The sequence below is a fragment of the Streptomyces krungchingensis genome (genome assembly GCF_054729265.1).
In genome coordinates, this window is sequence record NZ_JBPUKY010000001.1 from 5579181 (window position 1) to 5599512 (window position 20332).

Sequence of the window (20332 nt, forward strand, 5' to 3'; positions counted from 1 at the left end):
GGTTTCACAGAATTGTGAAGCACTGGGTAACGTGGCTGTTGCAGGGCGCTCGCCGGGGCACCTGTCACGCCTGTTCCCGGCCGAGTGGCACCCACCCCGTGCACGGGAACCGGAACAGGCGAGCCGCTCCCCCGAGCTCGGAAAAGGGCAAGGGGGATCCCCAGCCACCCGGCAACCCCGGGGGCCGGACCGACGGAGGAGCACACGTGACCGTGGAGAGCACTGCCGCGCGCAAGCCGCGAAGCAGCGCCGGTACGAAGAGCGCCGCGAGCACCGGGACGACCGGTACCAAGGGCGCCGGCGCGACCGGCAGGAAGACCGCCGCGAGCAAGCGCACCGGCGCGGCCGCCAAGAAGTCGCCCGGCACGACGGGCGCCGGGCCCGAGCTCGTTCAGCTGCTGACCCCGGAGGGCAAGCGGGTCAAGGACGCCACGTACGACCCGTACGTCGCCGACATCACCCCCGAGGACCTGCGCGGCCTGTACCGGGACATGGTGCTGACCCGCCGCTTCGACGCCGAGGCCACCTCCCTCCAGCGCCAGGGCGAGCTGGGCCTGTGGGCCTCGCTGCTCGGCCAGGAGGCCGCCCAGATCGGTTCCGGGCGCGCCACCCGTGAGGACGACTACGTCTTCCCGACCTACCGCGAGCACGGCGTCGCCTGGTGCCGCGGGGTCGACCCGACCAACCTGCTCGGCATGTTCCGGGGTGTGAACAACGGCGGCTGGGACCCGAACAGCAACAACTTCCACCTGTACACGATCGTCATCGGCTCGCAGACGCTGCACGCCACCGGCTACGCCATGGGCGTCGCCAAGGACGGCGCGGACTCGGCCGTGATCGCGTACTTCGGTGACGGCGCCTCCAGCCAGGGCGACGTCGCCGAGTCCTTCACCTTCTCCGCGGTCTACAACGCCCCCGTCGTGTTCTTCTGCCAGAACAACCAGTGGGCCATCTCCGAGCCGACCGAGAAGCAGACCCGCGTGCCGCTCTACCAGCGCGCGCAGGGCTTCGGCTTCCCCGGCGTCCGCGTCGACGGCAACGACGTGCTGGCCTGCCTCGCGGTCACCAAGTGGGCGCTGGAGCGCGCCCGCCGCGGCGAGGGCCCCACCCTCGTCGAGGCGTACACGTACCGTATGGGCGCGCACACGACCTCCGACGACCCGACGAAGTACCGGGCCGACGAGGAGCGCGAGGCGTGGGAGGCGAAGGACCCGATCCTGCGCCTGCGCACCTACCTGGAGGCCTCGAACCACGCGGACGAGGCATTCTTCGCGGAACTCGAGGCCGAGAGCGAAGCGTTGGGCAAGCGAGTACGCGACGTCGTCCGGGCCATGCCTGACCCGGACCACTTCGCCATCTTCGAGAACGTGTACGCGGACGGGCACGCGCTCGTCGACGAGGAGCGAGCCCAGTTCGCCGCCTACCAGGCGTCGTTCGCGGACGCAGGGGAGGGCAAGTAACGATGGCTGCGGAAAAGATGGCGCTGGCCAAGGCGATCAACGAATCGCTGCGCACGGCCCTCGACGCCGACCCCAAGGTCCTCATCATGGGCGAGGACGTCGGCAAGCTCGGCGGTGTCTTCCGGGTGACCGACGGTCTGCAGAAGGACTTCGGCGAGGAGCGGGTCATCGACACCCCGCTCGCCGAGTCCGGCATCGTCGGCACCGCGATCGGCCTGGCCCTGCGCGGCTACCGCCCGGTCGTGGAGATCCAGTTCGACGGCTTCGTCTTCCCGGCGTACGACCAGATCGTCACGCAGCTCGCCAAGATGCACGCGCGGGCGCTCGGCAAGATCAAGCTCCCCGTCGTGATCCGTATCCCGTACGGCGGCGGCATCGGTGCCGTCGAGCACCACTCCGAGTCCCCCGAGGCGCTGTTCGCGCACGTGGCGGGCCTGAAGGTGGTCTCCCCGTCGAACGCGAGCGACGCCTACTGGATGATGCAGCAGGCCATCCAGAGCGACGACCCGGTGATCTTCTTCGAGCCGAAGCGGCGCTACTGGGACAAGGCCGAGGTCAACACCGACGCGATCCCGGGCCCGCTGCACAAGGCGCGTGTGGTGCGCGAGGGCGCCGACCTGACCCTCGCCGCGTACGGACCGATGGTGAAGGTCTGCCTGGAGGCCGCCGCGGCGGCCGAGGAGGAGGGCAAGTCGATCGAGGTCCTGGACCTGCGCTCGATGTCCCCCATCGACTTCGACTCCGTCCAGGCCTCGGTCGAGAAGACCCGCCGCCTGGTCGTGGTGCACGAGGCCCCGGTCTTCCTCGGTACGGGCGCGGAGATCGCCGCCCGGATCACCGAGCGGTGCTTCTACCACCTGGAGGCACCCGTCCTGCGGGTCGGCGGCTATCACGCCCCCTACCCGCCGGCGCGCCTGGAGGAGGAGTACCTTCCGGGCCTGGACCGGGTGCTCGACGCCGTCGACCGCTCGCTGGCGTACTGAGGAGAGGGTCGTGACGACGATGACTGAGAACGCGTCGGGGCTCCGCGAGTTCAAGATGCCCGACGTGGGCGAGGGGCTCACCGAGGCGGAGATCCTCAAGTGGTACGTCCAGGTCGGTGACACCGTCACGGACGGCCAGGTCGTCTGCGAGGTCGAGACCGCCAAGGCCGCCGTGGAGCTGCCCATCCCGTTCGACGGTGTGGTCCGCGAACTCCGCTTCCCCGAGGGGGTGACGGTGGACGTGGGCCAGGTGATCATCGCGGTGGACGTGTCCGGCGGTGCCGCGGAGGCTCCCGCACCGGCCGCGGCCCCCGCGGAGGCTCCTGCCGCCGAGGAACCCAAGTCCGAGGGCCGCAAGCCGGTCCTCGTCGGGTACGGCGTCGCCGAGTCCTCCACCAAGCGCCGCCCCCGCAAGGGCACCGAGGTCCCGGCCCAGCAGGCCGAGTTCCCCGCGGCCGCGGCGATCCAGGGCGAGCTCAACGGCCACGGCCAGGCCGCCAAGGAGCGCCCGCTGGCCAAGCCCCCGGTCCGCAAGCTCGCCAAGGACCTCGGCGTCGACCTGGCGACGGTCACCCCGTCGGGCCCGGACGGCATCATCACGCGCGAGGACGTGCACGCGGCGGTGGCCCCGGCCCCCGCTCAGGCGCCCGTCGTGACGGAGGCCCCGGCTCCCGTCCCGGCCCAGGCGCCCGCGCCGGCCGTCGCCCACGACGCGGCGCGCGAGACCCGCATCCCGGTCAAGGGCGTCCGCAAGGCCACGGCGGCCGCGATGGTCGGCTCGGCGTTCACCGCGCCGCACGTCACCGAGTTCGTGACGGTCGACGTGACGCGCACGATGAAGCTCGTCGAGGAGATCAAGCAGTCCCCCGAGGTCTACGGCATGCAGGGGCTGCGGGTGAACCCGCTGCTGCTCATCGCCCGGGCCCTGCTGGTCGCGATCAAGCGCAACCCCGAGGTCAACGCGTCCTGGGACGAGGCCAACCAGGAGATCGTCCAGAAGCACTACGTGAATCTGGGCATCGCCGCCGCCACGCCCCGCGGACTGATCGTCCCGAACATCAAGGACGCGCACGGCAAGACGCTGCCCCAGCTGGCCGAGTCGCTGGCGGAGCTGGTGTCCACGGCGCGCGAGGGCAGGACGTCGCCCGCAGCGATGCAGGGCGGCACCGTCACCATCACGAATGTCGGTGTCTTCGGAGTCGACACGGGCACGCCGATCCTCAACCCCGGCGAGTCCGCGATCCTCGCGGTCGGTGCGATCAAGCTCCAGCCCTGGGTGCACAAGGGCAAGGTCAAGCCCCGCCAGGTCACCACGCTGGCGCTCTCCTTCGACCACCGCCTGGTCGACGGCGAGCTCGGCTCCAAGGTGCTCGCCGACGTGGCGGCGATCCTGGAGCAGCCGAAGCGGCTGATCAGCTGGGCGTGACCCGGAACGCCTGAAGGGGCGCCCCTCTCGAAGGAGAGGGGCGCCCCTTTGGCGTAAATGAGCCAAGCTGCGAATTCCCCTACATTTCCCGATCTTCGGCTGCCTAAGATCACCTCCGTCGGGAGGTACGACCAACCATCCGGCGCAGGGCGGGGGGAAAAGCGGGGGAAGGGGCTGCGGACGTGCCGAACTCCGCGCGCCCGGCCGGGTCTCGAAGAACCCGGCGCCGAACCGTCATCCCGTATGTGCCCGCCGACGCGGAAATGCTGCGGCGGGCCCACTCTTACGGACGTGGGCCCTTCTCGAAAGGAATTCCCTTGACGGTCGGAAAGTCTCTCGCCACGTTCGCGCTCGTGGGCGGCGCGCTCGCCGGCGGTATCGCCTTCGCCTCCCCGGCGGCCGCGGTGAGCAGCTGCTCGGACGCGTTCACCCATCAGTTCGACATCATCTTCCCGGGCCAGAAGCCCGCGACGACGTACTACATAGAGAACTGTGCCGACGTCACCTCGGGGAAGATGACCGCGTCGAGCAACGTCACCTGGAACATCGTCGACGACCAGGTGATCGACAACGGCAAGAGGTTCACCTCGTTCAAGATCACCACGCGGGTCGAGTCGCGCTCCGACTCGGGCGGCAGCGACACCGTCGTCTCGTCGAAGACGTGCGACTGGACGTCCCTGTTCAACAGCAACTACTCGGGCCCCGGTGAGCCCGGTCCCGCGAGCACCTGCACCGTGCCGTCGGTGACGTACAACAAGGACCTCTACTGGTCCTCGGACTCGACCGTCGTCTACGACATCGAGGGTGACGGCAAGGGCGCGATCACCAAGGATCTCTACGGCTCGCCGCTCATGCACGGCTGACCGGGAACGGCCTGACCGGGAGTGTCCGCCCGGGAACGGCGAAGGGGCCCGCCGCGTGCCGCGGCGGGCCCCTTCTCGCGCGTGTGCGGACCTACTTGGCGAAGCCGTAGGTGAGCAGCTTCTTGGCGTCCGAGGTGCGGGCGGTGATCGAGGTGGAGGCGAGCACCGTGCCGATGACCGTCTTGCCGTTGCGGGTGGCGGCGAAGACCAGGCAGTACTTGGCCTCGGGGCCGGAGCCGGTCTTGACGCCGATGGTGCCGCTGTAGCCGGTCAGCAGGGGCTTGTTGGTGTTCTCCCAGTCGTAGTAGCGGTAGCCGCCGCTCTTGGTGGTGGCCTTCTGCCGGGTGTTCTGCGTCTTCACGATCGTCTTGAACGTGGAGTTCTTCATCGCGCTGCTGGCGAGCTTCGTCAGGTCGCGCGGCGTCGAGTAGTTGGAGCCGTGGCCGATGCCGTCGAACGAGTCGAAGTGCGTGTTCGTCAGGCCGAGGCTGCGCGCGCTGGCGTTCATCTTGCCGATGAACGACTTCACGCGGGCGGCACGGGTCGTGCCGGTGCCGAACTTGTCGGCGAGGGCGTACGCGGCGTCGCAGCCGGAGGGCAGCATCAGCCCGTACAGGAGCTGACGGACGGTGACCTTGTCACCGACGATCAGGTGGGCCTGGGAGGCGTTGTTGGCGACGATGTAGTCGCTGTACGCCTTCTGGATCGTGACCTTGGCGTCGAGGTTCAGGTTCGACTGGGCCAGCACCACCTTGGCCGTCATGATCTTGGTGGTGGAGCCGGTGGAACGCCTGGTGTCCGCGGCCTTGGTGTAGAGGGTCGTGCCCGTGCCGTTGTTCATCACGTAGCCGCCCTTGGCGGCGATCGTGGGCGTGGTCACGGCGCCCGCGGGTGCCGCGCCGAAGGCTCCGGCCGCCAGGACGGCGCCGGTCGTGACGGTCACAGCGGCGGCCCTGCGGAAACGCGTGCCCTTAATGCCGGTAATCAAAATGAACGCTCCGAATGCGCGAAATGCCCCTGGGAGGTCGGCACATGAGAGTGCCGTCTCACGTACGGACTCTTGAGGCGCGCAAAGGGATGTACGGCGATGGGGTGGGAATTGTGTGACCTGGGTTACATGAGGGGGCTTCGGGGTCCGCATGCTGAAACGTCCGGCAGCATGCGTACGTGTTGTATCTATGATGTGCGCATGCCCTCAGCTCCGCCCGCGCCCGCCGACCCGCACGTGCACGACTCCGCCGACCGGCCCGCCGAGCGGGCGCAGCAGGACGTGAAGCAGCCCGTGAAACAGCCGCCCGCCGCCGACCGCGTCTACGCACACGTCAAGCAGGCCGTGCTGGAACGCCGTTACGAGGGCGGCACGCTGCTCACCGAGGGCGAGCTCGCCGAGGCCGTGGGCGTCTCCCGCACACCCGTGCGCGAGGCCCTGCTGCGCCTGGAGGTCGAAGGGCTCATCAAGCTCTACCCGAAGAAGGGCGCACTCGTCCTGCCCGTCTCCGCCCAGGAGATCGCGGACGTCGTCGAGACCCGTCAGCTCGTCGAGGAGCACGCCGCACGCAAGGCCCTCCCGGCCCCGCCGCAGCTCATCGCCCGGCTGGAGGAACTCCTCGAACGGCAGAAGGAGCAGGCCGCCGCCGGAGACCTGGCGGGCGCCGCCGTCACCGACCGCTGCTTCCACGCCGAGATCGTCCGCAGCGGCGGCAACGAGATCCTCTCCCGGCTCTACGACCAGCTACGCGACCGGCAGTTGAGGATGGGAGTCGCCGTGATGCACGCCCACCCCGACCGGATCACCAAGACGCTCACCGAGCACGAGGAGATCCTCGAAGCGCTGCGCTCCGGTGACGCCGAGGCCGTCGTCGACATCATCCACCGGCACGTCAGCTGGTTCTCCAACCTGGCGCGGGGCGAGGTCCGATGAGCACCGCGACCCTCCCCGGCGACCCGCCCGGCGGACGGCGCGCCATCGCCGTCTGGGGCATCGGCGTCGCCGTCTACTTCGTCGCCGTCATCTTCCGGACCTCACTGGGAGTGGCCGGCCTCGACGCGGCGGACCGCTTCCACGTCAACGCCTCGGCACTGTCCACCTTCTCGATCCTCCAGCTCCTCGTGTACGCGGGCATGCAGATACCCGTCGGCCTGCTGGTCGACCGGCTCGGCACCAAGAAGGTGCTGACCATCGGAGTCCTGCTGTTCACCGCCGGACAGCTGGGCTTCGCCTTCTCCCCCTCCTACGGCACGGCCCTCGCCTCGCGCGCGCTGCTCGGCTGCGGTGACGCGATGACCTTCATCAGCGTGCTGCGGCTCGGCACCCGCTGGTTCCCCGCCCGCCGCGGCCCGCTGGTCGCGCAGCTCGCCGGCCTGGTCGGCATGGCCGGCAACCTCGTCTCGACCCTCGTCATCGCACGGCTGCTGCACGGGGTCGGCTGGACCGCCGCGTTCGCGGGCAGCGCGCTCGCCGGAGTCGTCGTGCTGGTGCTCCTGCTGCTGTTCCTGAAGGACCACCCCGACGGCCACGACCCGGAGCCCTTCCCGCACCGGGGCTCCGCGTACGTGCGCCGGCAGATCGCCGCGTCCTGGCGGGAACCCGGCACCCGGCTCGGGATGTGGGTGCACTTCACGACACAGTTCCCGGCGATGGTGTTCCTGCTGCTGTGGGGCCTGCCGTTCCTCGTCGAGGCACAAGGACTCTCGCGCGCGACCGCCGGCGAACTGCTGACGCTCGTCGTGCTCTCCAACATGGTGGTCGGCCTCGTGTACGGGCAGATCGTCGCCCGGCACCACTCGGCACGGCTGCCGCTGGCACTCGGCACGGTGGCCGCGACCGCGGTCGTCTGGGCCGGCACGCTCGCCTACCCCGGGGACCGCGCGCCGATGTGGGTGCTCATCGTGCTGTGCACCGTGCTGGGGGCCTGCGGACCGGCCTCGATGATCGGCTTCGACTTCGCCCGGCCGGCCAACCCGCCGGAGCGGCAGGGCACCGCATCCGGCATCACCAACATGGGAGGCTTCGTCGCCTCCATGACGACCCTGCTGGCCATCGGCGTGCTGCTCGACGCGACCGGTGACAACTACCGCGTGGCCTTCGCCGCCGTGTTCGTCCTCCAGGCCGTCGGACTGAGCCAGATCTTCCGGCTCCGCGGGCGGGTGGCCCGGCGCGAGCGGGAACGGCTGGTCGCCAGCCGGGTGGAGACGGTGCACGTGCCGGCCTAGGGGACGAAACCCCCTGGCCGCGACCCGGCCGGGACGCCCTGCCCCGGCCGGGGACAACCCCCGGCCGGACGGGCGGAGCCGCCTACGGGGTGACCGCGAAGTTCCGCAGGATGGCCGCCGACAGATCCGGGTCGCCCTCGGTCTTGATGCGGTCGGCGACGGCGTCGGGGTGCACACGGCCGCAGGCCAGCCGGACGAACGTCTCCCAGTCCAGGGAGAGCGAGGCGGCGGGGCCGAGGGAAGGGGCACCGTCTATCGTGCCGCGGCCGTCGGCGTCGACGCGGACCGTGCGCAGGAACTCGACGGGGCCGTGGACGTCGAAGACCACCGCGGAGTTCGCGGGAGCACCGGCGTCCTTCGCGACGGTCTTCGGCAGCGCCGCGAGGAGCTGGTCACGGACGACGGCCGCGCCCGGGGAGTCGAGATTGCCCGGCCGGCCCAGCGCCGTACGCAGATCCTGCTCGTGCACCCACACGTCGAACGCGCGGTTCCGCATGGCCTGTTCGAGGGTGATCTCGGTGCCGAGGGGGCCGCGCACCTTGCTGTCGGGCTGCCTGGTCTCGTTCCGCAGCTGCCGGTTGCGGCGGATGATCGTGTACTCCAGCTCGGACGTCATCTCCGGCGCGGTGTGGTGGCGCCGCACGTCGACCTGCATCTCCATGTACCGCTGGTACTCGTTCGTCACGTGGTACAGGTCGCGGGGGAGCGTGTGGATCGGCCGCGGGTCGCCGAGCATCTCGCAGTCCAGCCCGATGACGTGCGACACGATGTCGCGCACGGACCAGCCCGGGCAGGGCGTTCGCCGGTTCCACTCGCCCTCCACGAGCGGCTGCACCAGCTCTGATATCGCTTCGATCGAGTGGGTCCAGGCGTCGGCGTAGGACTGAAGGCTGGGATGCAGACTCACGGAACGGGACCCCTCGGGCGGTTGGACGCGGGCAGTGCACAGGCAGCGGGTGTCTTGGGACGCTAAGTTACGCTGCTGTGAGGCACCCCGGCAGTGCTTTCGTGTGACGATCGTAGGCCCGTATCGACGGCTCGAATGCCAGGACGGTGGTAGTGTGCGCGCCTCTCTCCTCCAGATCGACGTAAACGACGCCGAATCGGTCGAATCGCGTCGGCAGCGTGTCGCGTCTCTCGTACGAGAACAAGCCGGAGCCGACCTCGTCGTGCTGCCCGAGCTGTGGACGACCGGCGCGTTCGCCTACGAGGGGTTCCGGACCGAGGCCGAACCGCTGGAGGGACCCACCTACGAGGTGATGGCCAAGGCGGCGAGCGACGCGGGTGTCTGGCTGCACGCCGGCTCCATCCCCGAGCGGGCCCCCGAAGGCCCCCTCTACAACACGTCCCTCGTCTTCTCCCCCTCCGGTGAACTCGCCGCCTCGTACCGGAAGATCCACCGCTTCGGCTTCGACAAGGGCGAGGCCGTGCTGATGGGCGCGGGATCGGAACTGGTGACGGTCCGTCTGCCCGAGACCGTGGTCGGCATCGCCACCTGCTACGACCTCCGCTTCCCCGAACTCTTCCGCGGACTCGTCGACGCCGGCGCGGAGACCCTCGTGCTCTCGGCCGGCTGGCCCGAACGGCGCCGCTCCCACTGGACACTGCTCGCCCAGGCACGCGCCGTCGAGAACCAGGCCTACGTCCTCGCCTGCGGAACGGCCGGCACGCACGCCGGAGTCGCCCAGGCCGGCCACTCCCTCGTGGTCGACCCGTGGGGAGAGGTCCTCGCCGAGGCCGGAGCCGGCGAGGAAGTCCTCACCGTGGACTTCGACCCCGCCAAGGTCGCCGACACGCGCGAGCAGTTCCCCGCGCTGAAGGACCGCCTGCTGGGGCTGGACACACCCCGGCGACAGGCCTGACGGGACCGGACCGCCCGGCCCCCGCGCCCCTCCTCAGTCCTCGCCACGCTCCTTCTCCGCCAGGTGGATCACGCACACCGCCACCGCGATCAGCAGCGCCGGGTCGGCGTCGTCCCGTACGACGTCGACCCCGTACGTCTCACGGACGTGGAGCCGGCGACGGGAGATCTGAGCGAGGAGTTCGTCGTCGTAGTCGATGGCGAACTCACGGTCGAGGATCTTGCCGCTCACGTCGAGTTCGGTGCCGTCGACCAGCGACACCCGGTAGTGGTTGCGGAGCAGGGACAGACGCTTGCGCTTGATGGTCGCCAGCGGATCGCCGTCCCGCTCGATGATCATCGTGTCGCGCAGGGCGAGCATCTTCTGGTGGATGTCGATCAGGACGCGCCCGCGCGTGTCCTTCAACTCGAAGGTGTCCCGCAGACGCATGGCCTTGCCGTCGACGAGGAAGACCTTGTTGCCGCGGTCGTCCTCGATCCAGTAGTCGTCGCCGAAGCCGAGGAGCCGGTCGCGTACGAGGAATCTCATGCCCTCACCGCTTCCCCGGCAGGCGGTCCGAAACGCCGCCGGTAGGCCGACGGGCTGAGTCCCGTCGCCCGCCGCAGCCGCGCCCGCAGGTTCGCGGCGGACCCCAGACCGCTGCGGTCCGCCACCACGTCCAGGCGCTCCTCCCCCCGCTCGATGAGCCGGCAGGCGAGCGCCACCCGCTCACCCGTCAGCCACGCCAGCGGGGTGGTGCCGAGCTCGGCACGGAAACGCCGGTGCAGCGTCGCCGGACTCACCGCCGCCCGCACGGCCAGATCCGCGACCGTCAGCGGCTCACCGAGCCGCTCCTGCGCCCAGGCCAGCAGCGGGGCCAGGGACTCGTCGGGCACCTCCGGCAGCGGCCGCTCCACGAACTGGCGCTGCCCGCCGTCACGGTGCGCGGCGAAGACCAGCCGCCGCGAGACGGCGTTGGCGATCTCCGCGCCGTGGTCGCGTCGCACGACATGCAGCCCGAGATCCAGCGCGGACGCGCTCCCCGACGCGGTGAGAATGTCCCCGTCGTCCACGAACAGGACGTCCGGCTCCAGACGGACCCGCGGGAACCGCGCCCGGAAGGCATCCGCCCACATCCAGTGGCAGGCCGCCCGCCGCCCGTCCAGCAGCCCGGCCTCCGCGAGGGTGAACGCACCGGAGCAGAACCCGATCAGCCTGGCCCCCCGCTCGTGCGCCCGGCGAACGGCGTCCAGGACCTCGGGGGAGCGCGGCGTGCCGGTGTCCGGACGGTTCGGCACGATCAGCGTGTCCGCCCCGTCGGCCGCCTCCAGCCCGTCCACACCGGTGAGCGTGAAGAACCCGTCCCGCATCCGGGTCCGCTCCCCGGCGGCGCAGAGCCCGAAGTCGTAGAGCTCCCGCCCCAGTTCCGGCCGGCGGAGCCCGAACACCTCGATCGCGCAGCTCATCTCGAAGGGGTTGGAGTTCTCGTCGACGACGAGGACGACACGGTGCACGCCCCGCGCGGCGGGGGACGGGGCCCGGGCGGCGAGCGGTGCGCCTCCCGCCGGACCGGACTGAGAGGATCGTTGCGCCATATGCGATTTCTAGCACTCGTCCGGAGGCCGGGCCAGGCCGAGGATGAGTCCATGAGCAGCGACCCCGTCTCCCTGTCCGGCGCCCTGGCCTCCTTCACCGAACTGTGGAGCCCGCGCATCGTCACCGCCGTCAACGACTACGACGTACGCGTCGCCAAGGTCGAGGGCGAGCACGTCTGGCACGTCCACGACCACACCGACGAGTTCTTCCTGGTCCTGGAGGGCGAGCTGACCATCGCGCTCCGGGAGGCGGCCGGCGAACGGACCGTCGTCCTGCCCAAGGGCTCCGTCTTCACCGTGCCGCGCGGCACGGAGCACAAGCCGGTCGCCCCGCACGGCGCCTCGATCCTGATGTTCGAGCCCACCGGCACCCTCACCGTCGGCGACCGCCACGACGACGTCCCGGACCACGTGGACGCGACCACGGGACACGCGCTGAGCTGAGTGCCGGCGCGTGGTGGCACCCTTGATCCATGAACGACTCCGCCCCGGCCCCCACCACCCGCCGCGTCCGCGTCCGCGCCCCCGAGCTGAACGGCAAGGGCGGCTGGCTGAACACGGGCGGCACCCCGTACACCCTCGCCGACCTGCGAGGACGCGTCGTAATTCTCGATTTTTGGACCTTCTGCTGTATTAACTGCCTGCACGTCCTGGACGAGTTGCGGGAGCTGGAGGAGAAGCACCGCGACACCGTGGTGATCATCGGAGTGCACTCGCCCAAGTTCGTGCACGAGGCCGAGCACCAGGCGGTCGTCGACGCCGTCGAGCGGTACGGGGTCGAGCACCCGGTGCTGGACGATCCCGAGCTCGCCACCTGGAAGCAGTACGCCGTGCGCGCGTGGCCGACGCTCGTCGTGATCGACCCCGAGGGGTACGTGGTCGCCCAGCACGCCGGGGAGGGGCACGCGCACGCCATCGCCCGGCTGGTGGAGGAGCTGGAGGCCGAGCACGAGGCCAAGGGGACCCTGCGGCGCGGTGACGGGCCGTACGTGGCGCCCGAGCCCGAGCCGACCGTGCTGCGCTTCCCCGGCAAGGCGCTCGCCCTGCCGAACGGGAACCTCCTGGTCAGCGATACCACCCGGCACCAGCTCGTGGAGCTGGCGGAGGACGGCGAGTCGGTGATCCGGCGGATCGGCTCGGGTGCGCGCGGCTTCGTGGACGGCCCGGCCGACGAGGCCGGGTTCAGCGAGCCTCAGGGTCTCGCTCTGCTCGACGACGGCACGGTCGTCGTCGCGGACACCGTGAACCACGCCCTGCGCCGCCTGGACCTGGCCACCGGCGAGGTCACGACGCTCGCGGGCACCGGCCGCCAGTGGTGGCAGGGGTCGCCGACGTCCGGGCCCGCGCGTGAGGTGGACCTGTCGTCGCCGTGGGACGTGGCCGTGTTCGGCGGACGGGTGTGGATCGCGATGGCCGGGGTCCACCAGCTGTGGGCGTACGACCCCGCGCGGGGCACGGTCGGCGTCGCCGCGGGCACGACGAACGAGGGGCTGGTCGACGGGCCGGCCGAGGAGGCCTGGTTCGCGCAGCCGTCCGGGCTCGCCGCCACCGCCGACCGGCTCTGGCTGGCGGACTCCGAGACGTCGGCGCTGCGCTGGGTCGACCTCGACGGGACGGTGCACACGGCGGTGGGGACCGGGCTCTTCGACTTCGGGCACCGTGACGGTCCGGCCGGGCAGGCGCTGCTGCAGCACCCGTTGGGGGTGACGGCGCTGCCCGACGGTTCGGTCGCCGTCAGCGACACGTACAACCACGCGCTGCGCCGCTACGACCCGGCGACGGGCGAGGTGACCACGCTCGCCACGGACGTGCGGGAGCCGAGCGACGCGGTGCTCGTCGGGGACGACATCGTGGTCGTGGAGTCGGCGCGCCACCGGCTGACGCGGCTGCGGCTGCCCGAGGAGGCCGTGCGGGTCGAGGCGGTCGCCCACCGCACTCAGCGGGCGGCCACGGAGGTCGCGCCGGGTGAGCTGCGCCTGGATGTGATCTTCCAGGCTCCGGCCGGTCAGAAGCTCGACACCCGCTACGGTCCGTCGACCCGTCTGCTGGTCTCGTCGACGCCGCCCGGGCTGCTGCGGGGCGGCGAGGGCGCGGGGACCGATCTCTCGCGGGTGCTGGAGCTCGATCCGGCCGTGACGGAGGGTGTTCTGCACGTGTCGGCGATGGCGGCGTCGTGCGACGACGACCCGGCCAACGAGTACCCGGCCTGCCATGTGCACCAGCAGGACTGGGGTGTGCCGGTCCGGCTCACCGCGTCGGGTACGGACCGGCTGCCGCTGGTTCTCGCCGGCATGGACGAGTGAGGGGCGGACCCGGGCCGGCCGCTGCCGGCCCGGGGCGTCCGGCCGTGTGGGTGCTCAGGCGCCGTATCCGTTGCTGTAGCCGCCCGGGTGGTGGCGCTCCTCCTCCACGACCGGGGTGGTGGGCGGCACCACGACGCGCCTGCGCCGGGCGATGCTGCTGAAGGTCGCCACCCCGATCAGTCCGACGATCATGAATATGACGCCGACGAGGTCGAGGTTGACCCCCTCCATGTTCCAGTCGGTCGCGAACGTGAGGATCGCTCCTGCGGCGATCAGGATGATGCATCCGCCCAGGCCCATGAGTGTCGCCTCCTTGGCTCGGCATCCCGGAGCAGACACGGTGTCTTCCCGGGCCCGACCCGGGTACCCGGCTCGGGCCCGGCCATGCGGAGGCGATCGCCCGTCGCGGCGGCAGGGGTGGGTGAACTACCCCTCCAGGAAGGCCACCAGGGCGTTGGCCAGGAGGAACGGGTCGTCGGCGCCGCAGAGTTCGCGGGCGCTGTGCATGGACAGGATGGCCACGCCGATGTCGACGGTCCTGATGCCGTGCCGTGCGGCGGTGATGGGGCCGATGGTGGTGCCGCAGGGCATGGCGTTGTTGGAGACGAAGGTCTGGAAGCGCACGCCGGCCTTCTCGCAGGCGGCGGCGAACACGGCGCGGCCCGAACCGTCGGTGGCGTAGCGGTTGTTGACGTTGACCTTGAGGATGGGGCCGCCGTTGGCGCGGGGGTGGTGCGTCGGGTCGTGCCGCTCGGCGTAGTTGGGGTGGACCGCGTGGCCCGTGTCGGAGGACAGACAGACGGTGCCCGCGAAGGCGCGTGCCCGGTCCTCCAGGGAGCCGCCGCGCGAGAACACCGAGCGTTCCAGCACGTTGCCCAGGAGCGGGCCGTCGGCGCCGGTGTCGCTCTGTGAGCCGTTCTCCTCGTGGTCGAAGGCCGCGAGGACGGGGATGTACCCGAGCCGCGAGTCGGCCGTGGCGACCGCGGCCAGGGCGGCGGTGCCCGCGTGCACGGACAGCAGGTTGTCCATGCGCGGACCCGCCAGCAGTTCTCTGTCCCGGCCCAGGTAGTCGGGGCGTTCGACGGAGTGGGTCATCAGGTCCCAGCCGGTGACCTCGCCCGCCGGCAGTCCGGACTCCTCCTCCAGGAAGGCGATCAGGTCGCCCTCGCGGGGTTCGCCGAGTCCCCAGACGGGCTGCATGTGGCGCTGCTTGTCGAGCTTGAGTCCGTCGGCGCTGACCGAGCGGTCCAGGTGGATGGCGAGCTGGGGTACGCGGAGCAGGGGGCGGTCGATGTTCACCAGGCGGGTGGAGCCGTCCCGCAGCGAGAGCCGGCCCGCGAGGCCGAGGTCCCGGTCCAGCCAGGAGTTCAGCAGGGGGCCGCCGTAGATCTCCACGGCCACCTGGCGCCAGCCGTGCGCGCCGGTGTCGGGCTGCGGCTTCACGCGCAGGTTCGGGGAGTCGGTGTGTGCGCCCACGATCCGGAAGGGGGTGTGGGGCTGGGCGCCCTCCGGCACGTACCAGGCGACGATGGCGCCTCCGCGCAGTACGTACTTCCCGCCGCTCGTCCCGTCCCACGCGTCGGTCTCGGCGACCTGGCGGAATCCGGCCTTCTCCAGACGCTCGGCTGCGTTCGCCACCGCGTGGTACGGCGTCGGGCTGGCTGCCAGGAAGGACATGAGGTCGTCGGTGTGGCCGCGGTCGAAGCGGGCGGGGGTACTCATGGGTTCACCTTAACGACGCACGACGGCCCGCTCCCGGCGATGGGGAACGGGCCTTCGTAAGGGGGATGTGAAGGGCGGACACCTGACCGGAAGGACAGGTTCTGGTTGGGCGTCCGCCCAGCTCCGCGCGGGCTCTAGAACGCGGCCTCGTCGAGCTCCATCAGGTCCAGGTCCACGCCCTCGGCGAGCTTGCGCGCGCCGGTGACGCCGGGCAGGACGTTGGCGGCGAAGAACTTCGCGGCCGCGATCTTGCCGGTGTAGAAGGGCTTGTCCTTGGCGGAGGCGGTCTCCAGCTTCTCGGCGGCGACGGCGGCACCGCGCAGCAGCAGGTAGCCGACGATGACGTCGCCGGAGGCGAGCAGCAGGCGGGAGGTGTTCAGGCCCACCTTGTAGATGTTCTTGACGTCTTGCTCGGTGGCCGCGAGGTCGGTCAGCATCAGGCCGACGATGGCCTCCAGCTCGACGGCCGCCTTGGCGAGCTGCTCACGGGCGGCGGAGAGGTTCTCGCCGCCGGTGCCGAGCGCGAGGAAGGACTTGATGTCCTCGGCGAGCGAGTTCAGCGCGGCGCCCTGGTTGCGGACGATCTTGCGGAAGAAGAAGTCCTGGCCCTGGATCGCGGTCGTGCCCTCGTACAGGGTGTCGATCTTGGCGTCGCGGATGTACTGCTCGATCGGGTACTCCTGCAGGAAGCCGGAGCCGCCGAAGGTCTGCAGCGACTGGGCGAGCTGCTCGTAGCCCTTCTCGGAGCCGTAGCCCTTGACGATCGGCAGGAGCAGGTCGTTCATGGCCTCCAGGGCGGCGGTGTCCTCGCCCGCGGTCTCCTTGAGCATGATCTCGTCCTGGACGGCCGCCGTGTGCAGCACCAGGGCGCGCATGCCCTCCGCGTACGCCTTCTGCGTCATCAGCGAGCGGCGCACGTCCGGGTGGTGCGTGATGGTGACCTTGGGGGCGGCCTTGTCCATGAAGTTGGCGAGGTCCTGGCCCTGGACGCGCTCCTTGGCGTACTCCAGGGCGTTCAGGTAGCCGGTGGAGAGGGTGGAGATCGCCTTCGTGCCGACCATCATGCGGGCGAACTCGATGATGCGGAACATCTGGCGGATGCCGTCGTGCTTCTCGCCGATCAGCCAGCCCTTGGCGGGGTGGCGGTCGCCGAAGGTCATCTCGCACGTGTTGGAGGCCTTGAGGCCCATCTTGTGCTCGACGTTCGTCGCGTACGCGCCGTTGCGCTCGCCCAGCTCGCCGGTCTCGAAGTCGAAGAGGTACTTCGGGACGAGGAAGAGGGACAGGCCCTTGGTGCCGGGGCCGGCGCCCTCGGGGCGGGCGAGGACGTAGTGGAGGATGTTCTCCTCCATGTCGTGCTCACCGGACGTGATGAAGCGCTTCACGCCCTCGATGTGCCAGGAGCCGTCCTCCTGCTGGATCGCCTTGGTGCGGCCGGCGCCGACGTCCGAACCGGCGTCGGGCTCGGTGAGCACCATCGTGGAGCCCCAGGTCTTGTCGACCGCGATCTGGGCCCACTTCTTCTGCTCCTCGGTGCCCTCCTCGAAGAGGATGCGGGCGAAGGCCGGGCCGGAGGAGTACATCCACACGGCCGGGTTGGCGCCGAGGATCAGCTCCGCGTAGGCCCAGATGAGGGACGGCGGGGCGGTGGTGCCGCCGATCTCCTCGGGCAGGCCCAGACGCCAGTACTCGGAGTCCATGAAGGCCTTGTAGCTCTTCTTGAAGGACGCGGGCACCGGCGCGGTGTTGGTCTCCGGGTCGAAGACCGGCGGGTTGCGGTCGGCGTCGGCGAAGGACTCGGCCAGCTCGTTCTCCGAGAGGCGGGTCAGCTCCTCGAGGATGCTCTTGGCGGTGTCGGTGTCCATCTCCCCGAACGGGCCGGTGCCGTACAGCTTGTCGCGCCCGAGCACCTCGAAGAGGTTGAACTCGATGTCGCGGAGATTCGACTTGTAGTGCCCCATGGCGACGGCTCCGTAAGGGATCGGCGAGGCACTGACTCCTCGCAGCTAGTTCACGTACCAACAAGTAGCTACGATGATGCTACCCGTCAGTAATAAGAATCAACCCCTGATGGTCCATATGTGGCCCACTACTCTTTGACGCATGTACGGCTATGACCAGAACGCGGGAGCCCAGCAGGGGTATGCCCAGCCCCAGGGGAACATCCCCGGCCAGATGCCGGGCGGCCAGATGCCCGGCGGGTACGGCCAGCAGCCGCCGCTCTACCCGGAGCCGTCCCCGCCGTCGCTCGCGGACGCCGTCCGTGCCTTCACCACGGGCTCGATGGCCGCGGAGGACTTCCAGCAGGTCTTCGCGACGTCGAAGGTGTACTGCCCGCGCGGCGACAACCCCGGATTCCTGGCGCTGCACAACACCCAGCAGCCGGTCATCCCCATGTTCACCTCCCTCAAGGAACTGCGCCGCTATGCCGGCAAGGAGTCCAAGTACTTCGTGATCACCGGCGCCGAGGTGATCGACCTCCTCCCCACCGGCTACGGCTTCGTGCTCGACATGGAGGGTGAGCACCGCATGGTCTTCGACGCCAAGGCCGTCGAGCAGATGGTCGATTTCGCGATGCGCCGGATGTATGGATAGGCACGACGGCAGGACCGGCTCCGCGAGGAGCCGCCACGCGGACGCCCGGAGGGAATGCCCTCCGGGCGTCGTTCGTTAGGGGTGGCAGAAAGTTCAACAATCAACTAACCTCGGACCACAAGGAGGTACCGACCATGCCTGCAGTGACCGTCGAGAACCCGCTGACCCTGCCCCGTGTGGCCGCGCCGGCCGACGCCGTGTCCCGTCCCGTGCTGGCCGTGACGACCGCGCCCAGTGGCTTCGAGGGTGAGGGCTTCCCGGTTCGCCGCGCGTTCGCCGGGATCAACTACCGCCACCTCGACCCGTTCATCATGATGGACCAGATGGGCGAGGTGGAGTACGCGCCGGGCGAGCCCAAGGGCACCCCCTGGCACCCCCACCGCGGCTTCGAGACCGTGACCTACATCATCGACGGGATCTTCGACCACCAGGACTCCAACGGTGGCGGCGGCACCATCACCAACGGCGACACCCAGTGGATGACCGCCGGCTCGGGCCTCCTGCACATCGAGGCCCCGCCGGAGTCCCTCGTCATGTCCGGCGGCCTCTTCCACGGCCTCCAGCTGTGGGTGAACCTCCCGGCCAAGGACAAGATGATGGCGCCGCGCTACCAGGACATCCGCGGTGGCACGGTCCAGCTGCTGAGCACCCCCGACGGCGGCGCGCTGCTGCGCGTCATCGCCGGTGAGCTCGACGGTCACCAGGGTCCGGGCATCACGCACACGCCGATCACCATGGTCCACGCGACCCTGGCGCCCGGCGCGGAGATCACGCTCCCGTGGCGCGAGGACTTCAACGGTCTCGCCTACGTCCTCGCCGGACGGGGCTCGGTCGGCACGGAGCGCCGCCCGGTCCACATGGGCCAGACCGCGGTGTTCGGCGCCGGCGGCTCGCTGACCGTGCGCGCCGACGAGAAGCAGGACGCCCACACGCCGGACCTGGAGGTCGTCCTCCTCGGCGGGCAGCCGATCCGTGAGCCCATGGCGCACTACGGCCCGTTCGTGATGAACACCCGCGAGGAGCTCCAGCAGGCCTTCGAGGACTTCCAGAAGGGCCGCCTGGGCACCATCCCGGCGGTGCACGGGATGTCCGGCACGCTGTAGGCCGCGACGTCCGGGCGCGCTCCCGGCGGGATGTCCGGGACGTGCTCCGGGACGGCGGGAGCGGCGGCGGGCGACGCGAGGGCGGCAAGGGCGACGAGCCCTTGCCGCCCTCCCCCTTTCGGACGTCCCGGGGCGACGCCGTGGCCGGTGCGTGATCGGCTGGCACCGTGCAGCTACTCCCCGAAGGCGCCAGGAGGCTGGCCGCCTGGTGTGCCGTGATCCTGCTCGTCGCCGGCGTCGGGTGGGTCGGGATCCTGCTGTGCGGGGAGTTCCGTACGGCGGTCACCCCGGTGCTGCTCGCCCTGCTGGGCACCGCGCTGCTCGGCCCGCTGTACCGGCGGCTGCTGCGGATGCGGGTCAACCGGTCGCTGGCCGCCGGACTCACCTGTGTCGCGGTGGTTCTGATCGTCGGCGGCGCCGTCTACATCGTCGTCGCGGCGCTCATCGACACGGGCGACCAGATCGTCGCCTCGCTGAAGCAGGCCGGGAAGTCCCTCGCCGAGCACTTCGGCGCGGCCGGGACCTCGCTGGAGGACCTCGCGTCCAACTCCAAGGAACTGCTGACCAAGTTCGGCGGCACGGCCGCGTCCAACGTCATCAGCGGAGTCAGTGTCGTCGGCGAGACCATCGCCGTGGCCGTCCTCGCCCTGCTGCTCGTCTTCTTCTTCCTGCGGGACTCGCACCGGGTGGCCGGAACGCTCAGGTCGCTCGCGCCGCGGGGCACCGCCGACGTCGTCGAGGCCATGGCCCGCCGTGCCTTCCAGGCCGTCGAGGGGTTCATGCGCGGGACCACTCTCATCGCGCTCATCGACGCCGTGTGCATCACCGTCGGACTGCTGATCCTGCGGGTGCCGGGCGCGGTGGGACTCGGCGCGCTCGTGCTGGTGGGGGCGTACATCCCCTACCTCGGCGCGTTCATCTCCGGAGCGGTGGCGGTGCTGGTCGCGCTCGCCGACCGGGGGTTCGTCATCGCGCTGTGGGCCCTCGGCGTCGTCCTCGCCGTGCAGGTCCTGGAGGGGCACGTGCTCCAGCCGATGATCCAGAGCCGCACCGTGCAGATGCATCCCGCGGTGGTGATGCTGGCGATCACGGCGGGCGCGTCCGTCGCGGGAATCCTCGGCATGCTGCTCGCCGTGCCCCTGACGGCGGCCGGCTTCGGGGTACTGCACGAACTCCGCACGCGCTACGGGTCCGAGACGTCCGAGGCCCCCGAGGTGCCCTGAGCCGC

Annotated in this window: 19 protein-coding genes; 12 read left to right on the plus strand and 7 right to left on the minus strand. The window is 70.5% G+C overall.

From position 1 onward, the window contains the following. The first annotated feature begins 206 nt into the window (after positions 1-206). From pdhA to ACSYGO_RS24595, 4 genes are all read left to right on the plus strand, one after another. Entirely contained in the window at positions 207-1460 is a 1254-nt protein-coding gene (pdhA, locus tag ACSYGO_RS24580; RefSeq protein ID WP_426677019.1) for a pyruvate dehydrogenase (acetyl-transferring) E1 component subunit alpha, read from the plus strand. 2 nt (positions 1461-1462) lie between these two features. Continuing rightward, the gene (locus ACSYGO_RS24585; RefSeq protein ID WP_095935502.1) at positions 1463-2443 is read left to right on the plus strand and encodes an alpha-ketoacid dehydrogenase subunit beta; all 981 of its coding nucleotides are present in this window, start codon (positions 1463-1465) and stop codon (positions 2441-2443) included. A 10-nt stretch (positions 2444-2453) separates the two neighbouring features. Continuing rightward, entirely contained in the window at positions 2454-3869 is a 1416-nt protein-coding gene (locus tag ACSYGO_RS24590; protein ID WP_432186264.1) for a dihydrolipoamide acetyltransferase family protein, read from the plus strand. Positions 3870-4186: 317 nt separating this feature from the next. After that, entirely contained in the window at positions 4187-4732 is a 546-nt protein-coding gene (locus tag ACSYGO_RS24595; RefSeq protein ID WP_426677016.1) for a hypothetical protein, read from the plus strand. Between the two features lie 91 nt (positions 4733-4823). Here ACSYGO_RS24595 and ACSYGO_RS24600 read toward each other — a convergent pair whose 3' ends face one another. After that, positions 4824-5720 carry a D-alanyl-D-alanine carboxypeptidase family protein gene (locus ACSYGO_RS24600; RefSeq protein ID WP_426677015.1) on the minus strand — a complete coding sequence of 299 codons (897 nt, stop codon included), beginning with the start codon at positions 5718-5720 and terminating at the stop codon, positions 4824-4826. A 201-nt stretch (positions 5721-5921) separates the two neighbouring features. Here ACSYGO_RS24600 and ACSYGO_RS24605 point away from each other — a divergent pair, with 201 nt between their 5' ends. Then, positions 5922-6653, plus strand: coding sequence for a GntR family transcriptional regulator (locus ACSYGO_RS24605; RefSeq protein WP_426677014.1), 732 nt, complete (start codon positions 5922-5924; stop codon positions 6651-6653). Further along, positions 6650-7945 carry an MFS transporter gene (locus ACSYGO_RS24610; RefSeq protein WP_432172886.1) on the plus strand — a complete coding sequence of 432 codons (1296 nt, stop codon included), beginning with the start codon at positions 6650-6652 and terminating at the stop codon, positions 7943-7945. Before ACSYGO_RS24605 ends, ACSYGO_RS24610 begins: the two co-directional genes overlap by 4 nt. Positions 7946-8027: 82 nt before the next feature. Here ACSYGO_RS24610 and ACSYGO_RS24615 read toward each other — a convergent pair whose 3' ends face one another. Further along, positions 8028-8852 carry a maleylpyruvate isomerase family mycothiol-dependent enzyme gene (locus ACSYGO_RS24615; RefSeq protein WP_432186267.1) on the minus strand — a complete coding sequence of 275 codons (825 nt, stop codon included), beginning with the start codon at positions 8850-8852 and terminating at the stop codon, positions 8028-8030. 154 nt (positions 8853-9006) lie between these two features. Between ACSYGO_RS24615 and ACSYGO_RS24620 the strand changes: the two genes are divergently transcribed. Next, entirely contained in the window at positions 9007-9807 is an 801-nt protein-coding gene (locus tag ACSYGO_RS24620) for a carbon-nitrogen family hydrolase (RefSeq protein ID WP_460387656.1), read from the plus strand. Between the two features lie 33 nt (positions 9808-9840). On the opposite strand, the gene ACSYGO_RS24625 is transcribed toward ACSYGO_RS24620, so the two are convergent. Then, positions 9841-10335, minus strand: coding sequence for an LURP-one-related/scramblase family protein (locus ACSYGO_RS24625; RefSeq protein ID WP_432172889.1), 495 nt, complete (start codon positions 10333-10335; stop codon positions 9841-9843). Continuing rightward, complete coding sequence (locus ACSYGO_RS24630) at positions 10332-11381, minus strand: GlxA family transcriptional regulator (RefSeq protein WP_460387659.1); 1050 nt, start codon at positions 11379-11381, stop codon at positions 10332-10334. Before ACSYGO_RS24630 ends, ACSYGO_RS24625 begins: the two co-directional genes overlap by 4 nt. A 51-nt stretch (positions 11382-11432) precedes the next feature. Here ACSYGO_RS24630 and ACSYGO_RS24635 point away from each other — a divergent pair, with 51 nt between their 5' ends. Next, positions 11433-11825 (plus strand): cupin domain-containing protein, encoded by a 393-nt coding sequence (locus tag ACSYGO_RS24635; protein WP_426677009.1) that lies wholly within the window; start codon positions 11433-11435, stop codon positions 11823-11825. A 29-nt stretch (positions 11826-11854) separates the two neighbouring features. Beyond that, positions 11855-13684, plus strand: coding sequence for a thioredoxin-like domain-containing protein (locus ACSYGO_RS24640; RefSeq protein ID WP_460387661.1), 1830 nt, complete (start codon positions 11855-11857; stop codon positions 13682-13684). Between the two features lie 54 nt (positions 13685-13738). Here ACSYGO_RS24640 and ACSYGO_RS24645 read toward each other — a convergent pair whose 3' ends face one another. The 3 genes from ACSYGO_RS24645 to ACSYGO_RS24655 form a co-directional block, all read right to left on the minus strand. Continuing rightward, positions 13739-13984: a DUF6458 family protein gene (locus ACSYGO_RS24645; protein ID WP_426677007.1), complete on the minus strand. Its 246-nt coding sequence runs from the start codon at positions 13982-13984 to the stop codon at positions 13739-13741. Between the two features lie 126 nt (positions 13985-14110). Next, on the minus strand, positions 14111-15406 hold the full coding sequence (locus tag ACSYGO_RS24650) for a M18 family aminopeptidase (protein WP_426677006.1): 1296 nt from the start codon (positions 15404-15406) through the stop codon (positions 14111-14113). Positions 15407-15540: 134 nt separating this feature from the next. Further along, entirely contained in the window at positions 15541-17367 is a 1827-nt protein-coding gene (locus tag ACSYGO_RS24655) for an acyl-CoA dehydrogenase (protein ID WP_426677005.1), read from the minus strand. Between the two features lie 142 nt (positions 17368-17509). Between ACSYGO_RS24655 and ACSYGO_RS24660 the strand changes: the two genes are divergently transcribed. From ACSYGO_RS24660 to ACSYGO_RS24670, 3 genes are all read left to right on the plus strand, one after another. After that, positions 17510-18001, plus strand: a complete 492-nt coding sequence (locus tag ACSYGO_RS24660; RefSeq protein WP_028799312.1) for an SseB family protein — start codon at positions 17510-17512, stop codon at positions 17999-18001. A 134-nt stretch (positions 18002-18135) separates the two neighbouring features. Beyond that, complete coding sequence (locus ACSYGO_RS24665; RefSeq protein WP_345640026.1) at positions 18136-19104, plus strand: pirin family protein; 969 nt, start codon at positions 18136-18138, stop codon at positions 19102-19104. Positions 19105-19271: 167 nt separating this feature from the next. Further along, the gene (locus ACSYGO_RS24670) at positions 19272-20327 is read left to right on the plus strand and encodes an AI-2E family transporter (RefSeq protein WP_426677004.1); all 1056 of its coding nucleotides are present in this window, start codon (positions 19272-19274) and stop codon (positions 20325-20327) included. Positions 20328-20332 lie beyond the last annotated feature (5 nt).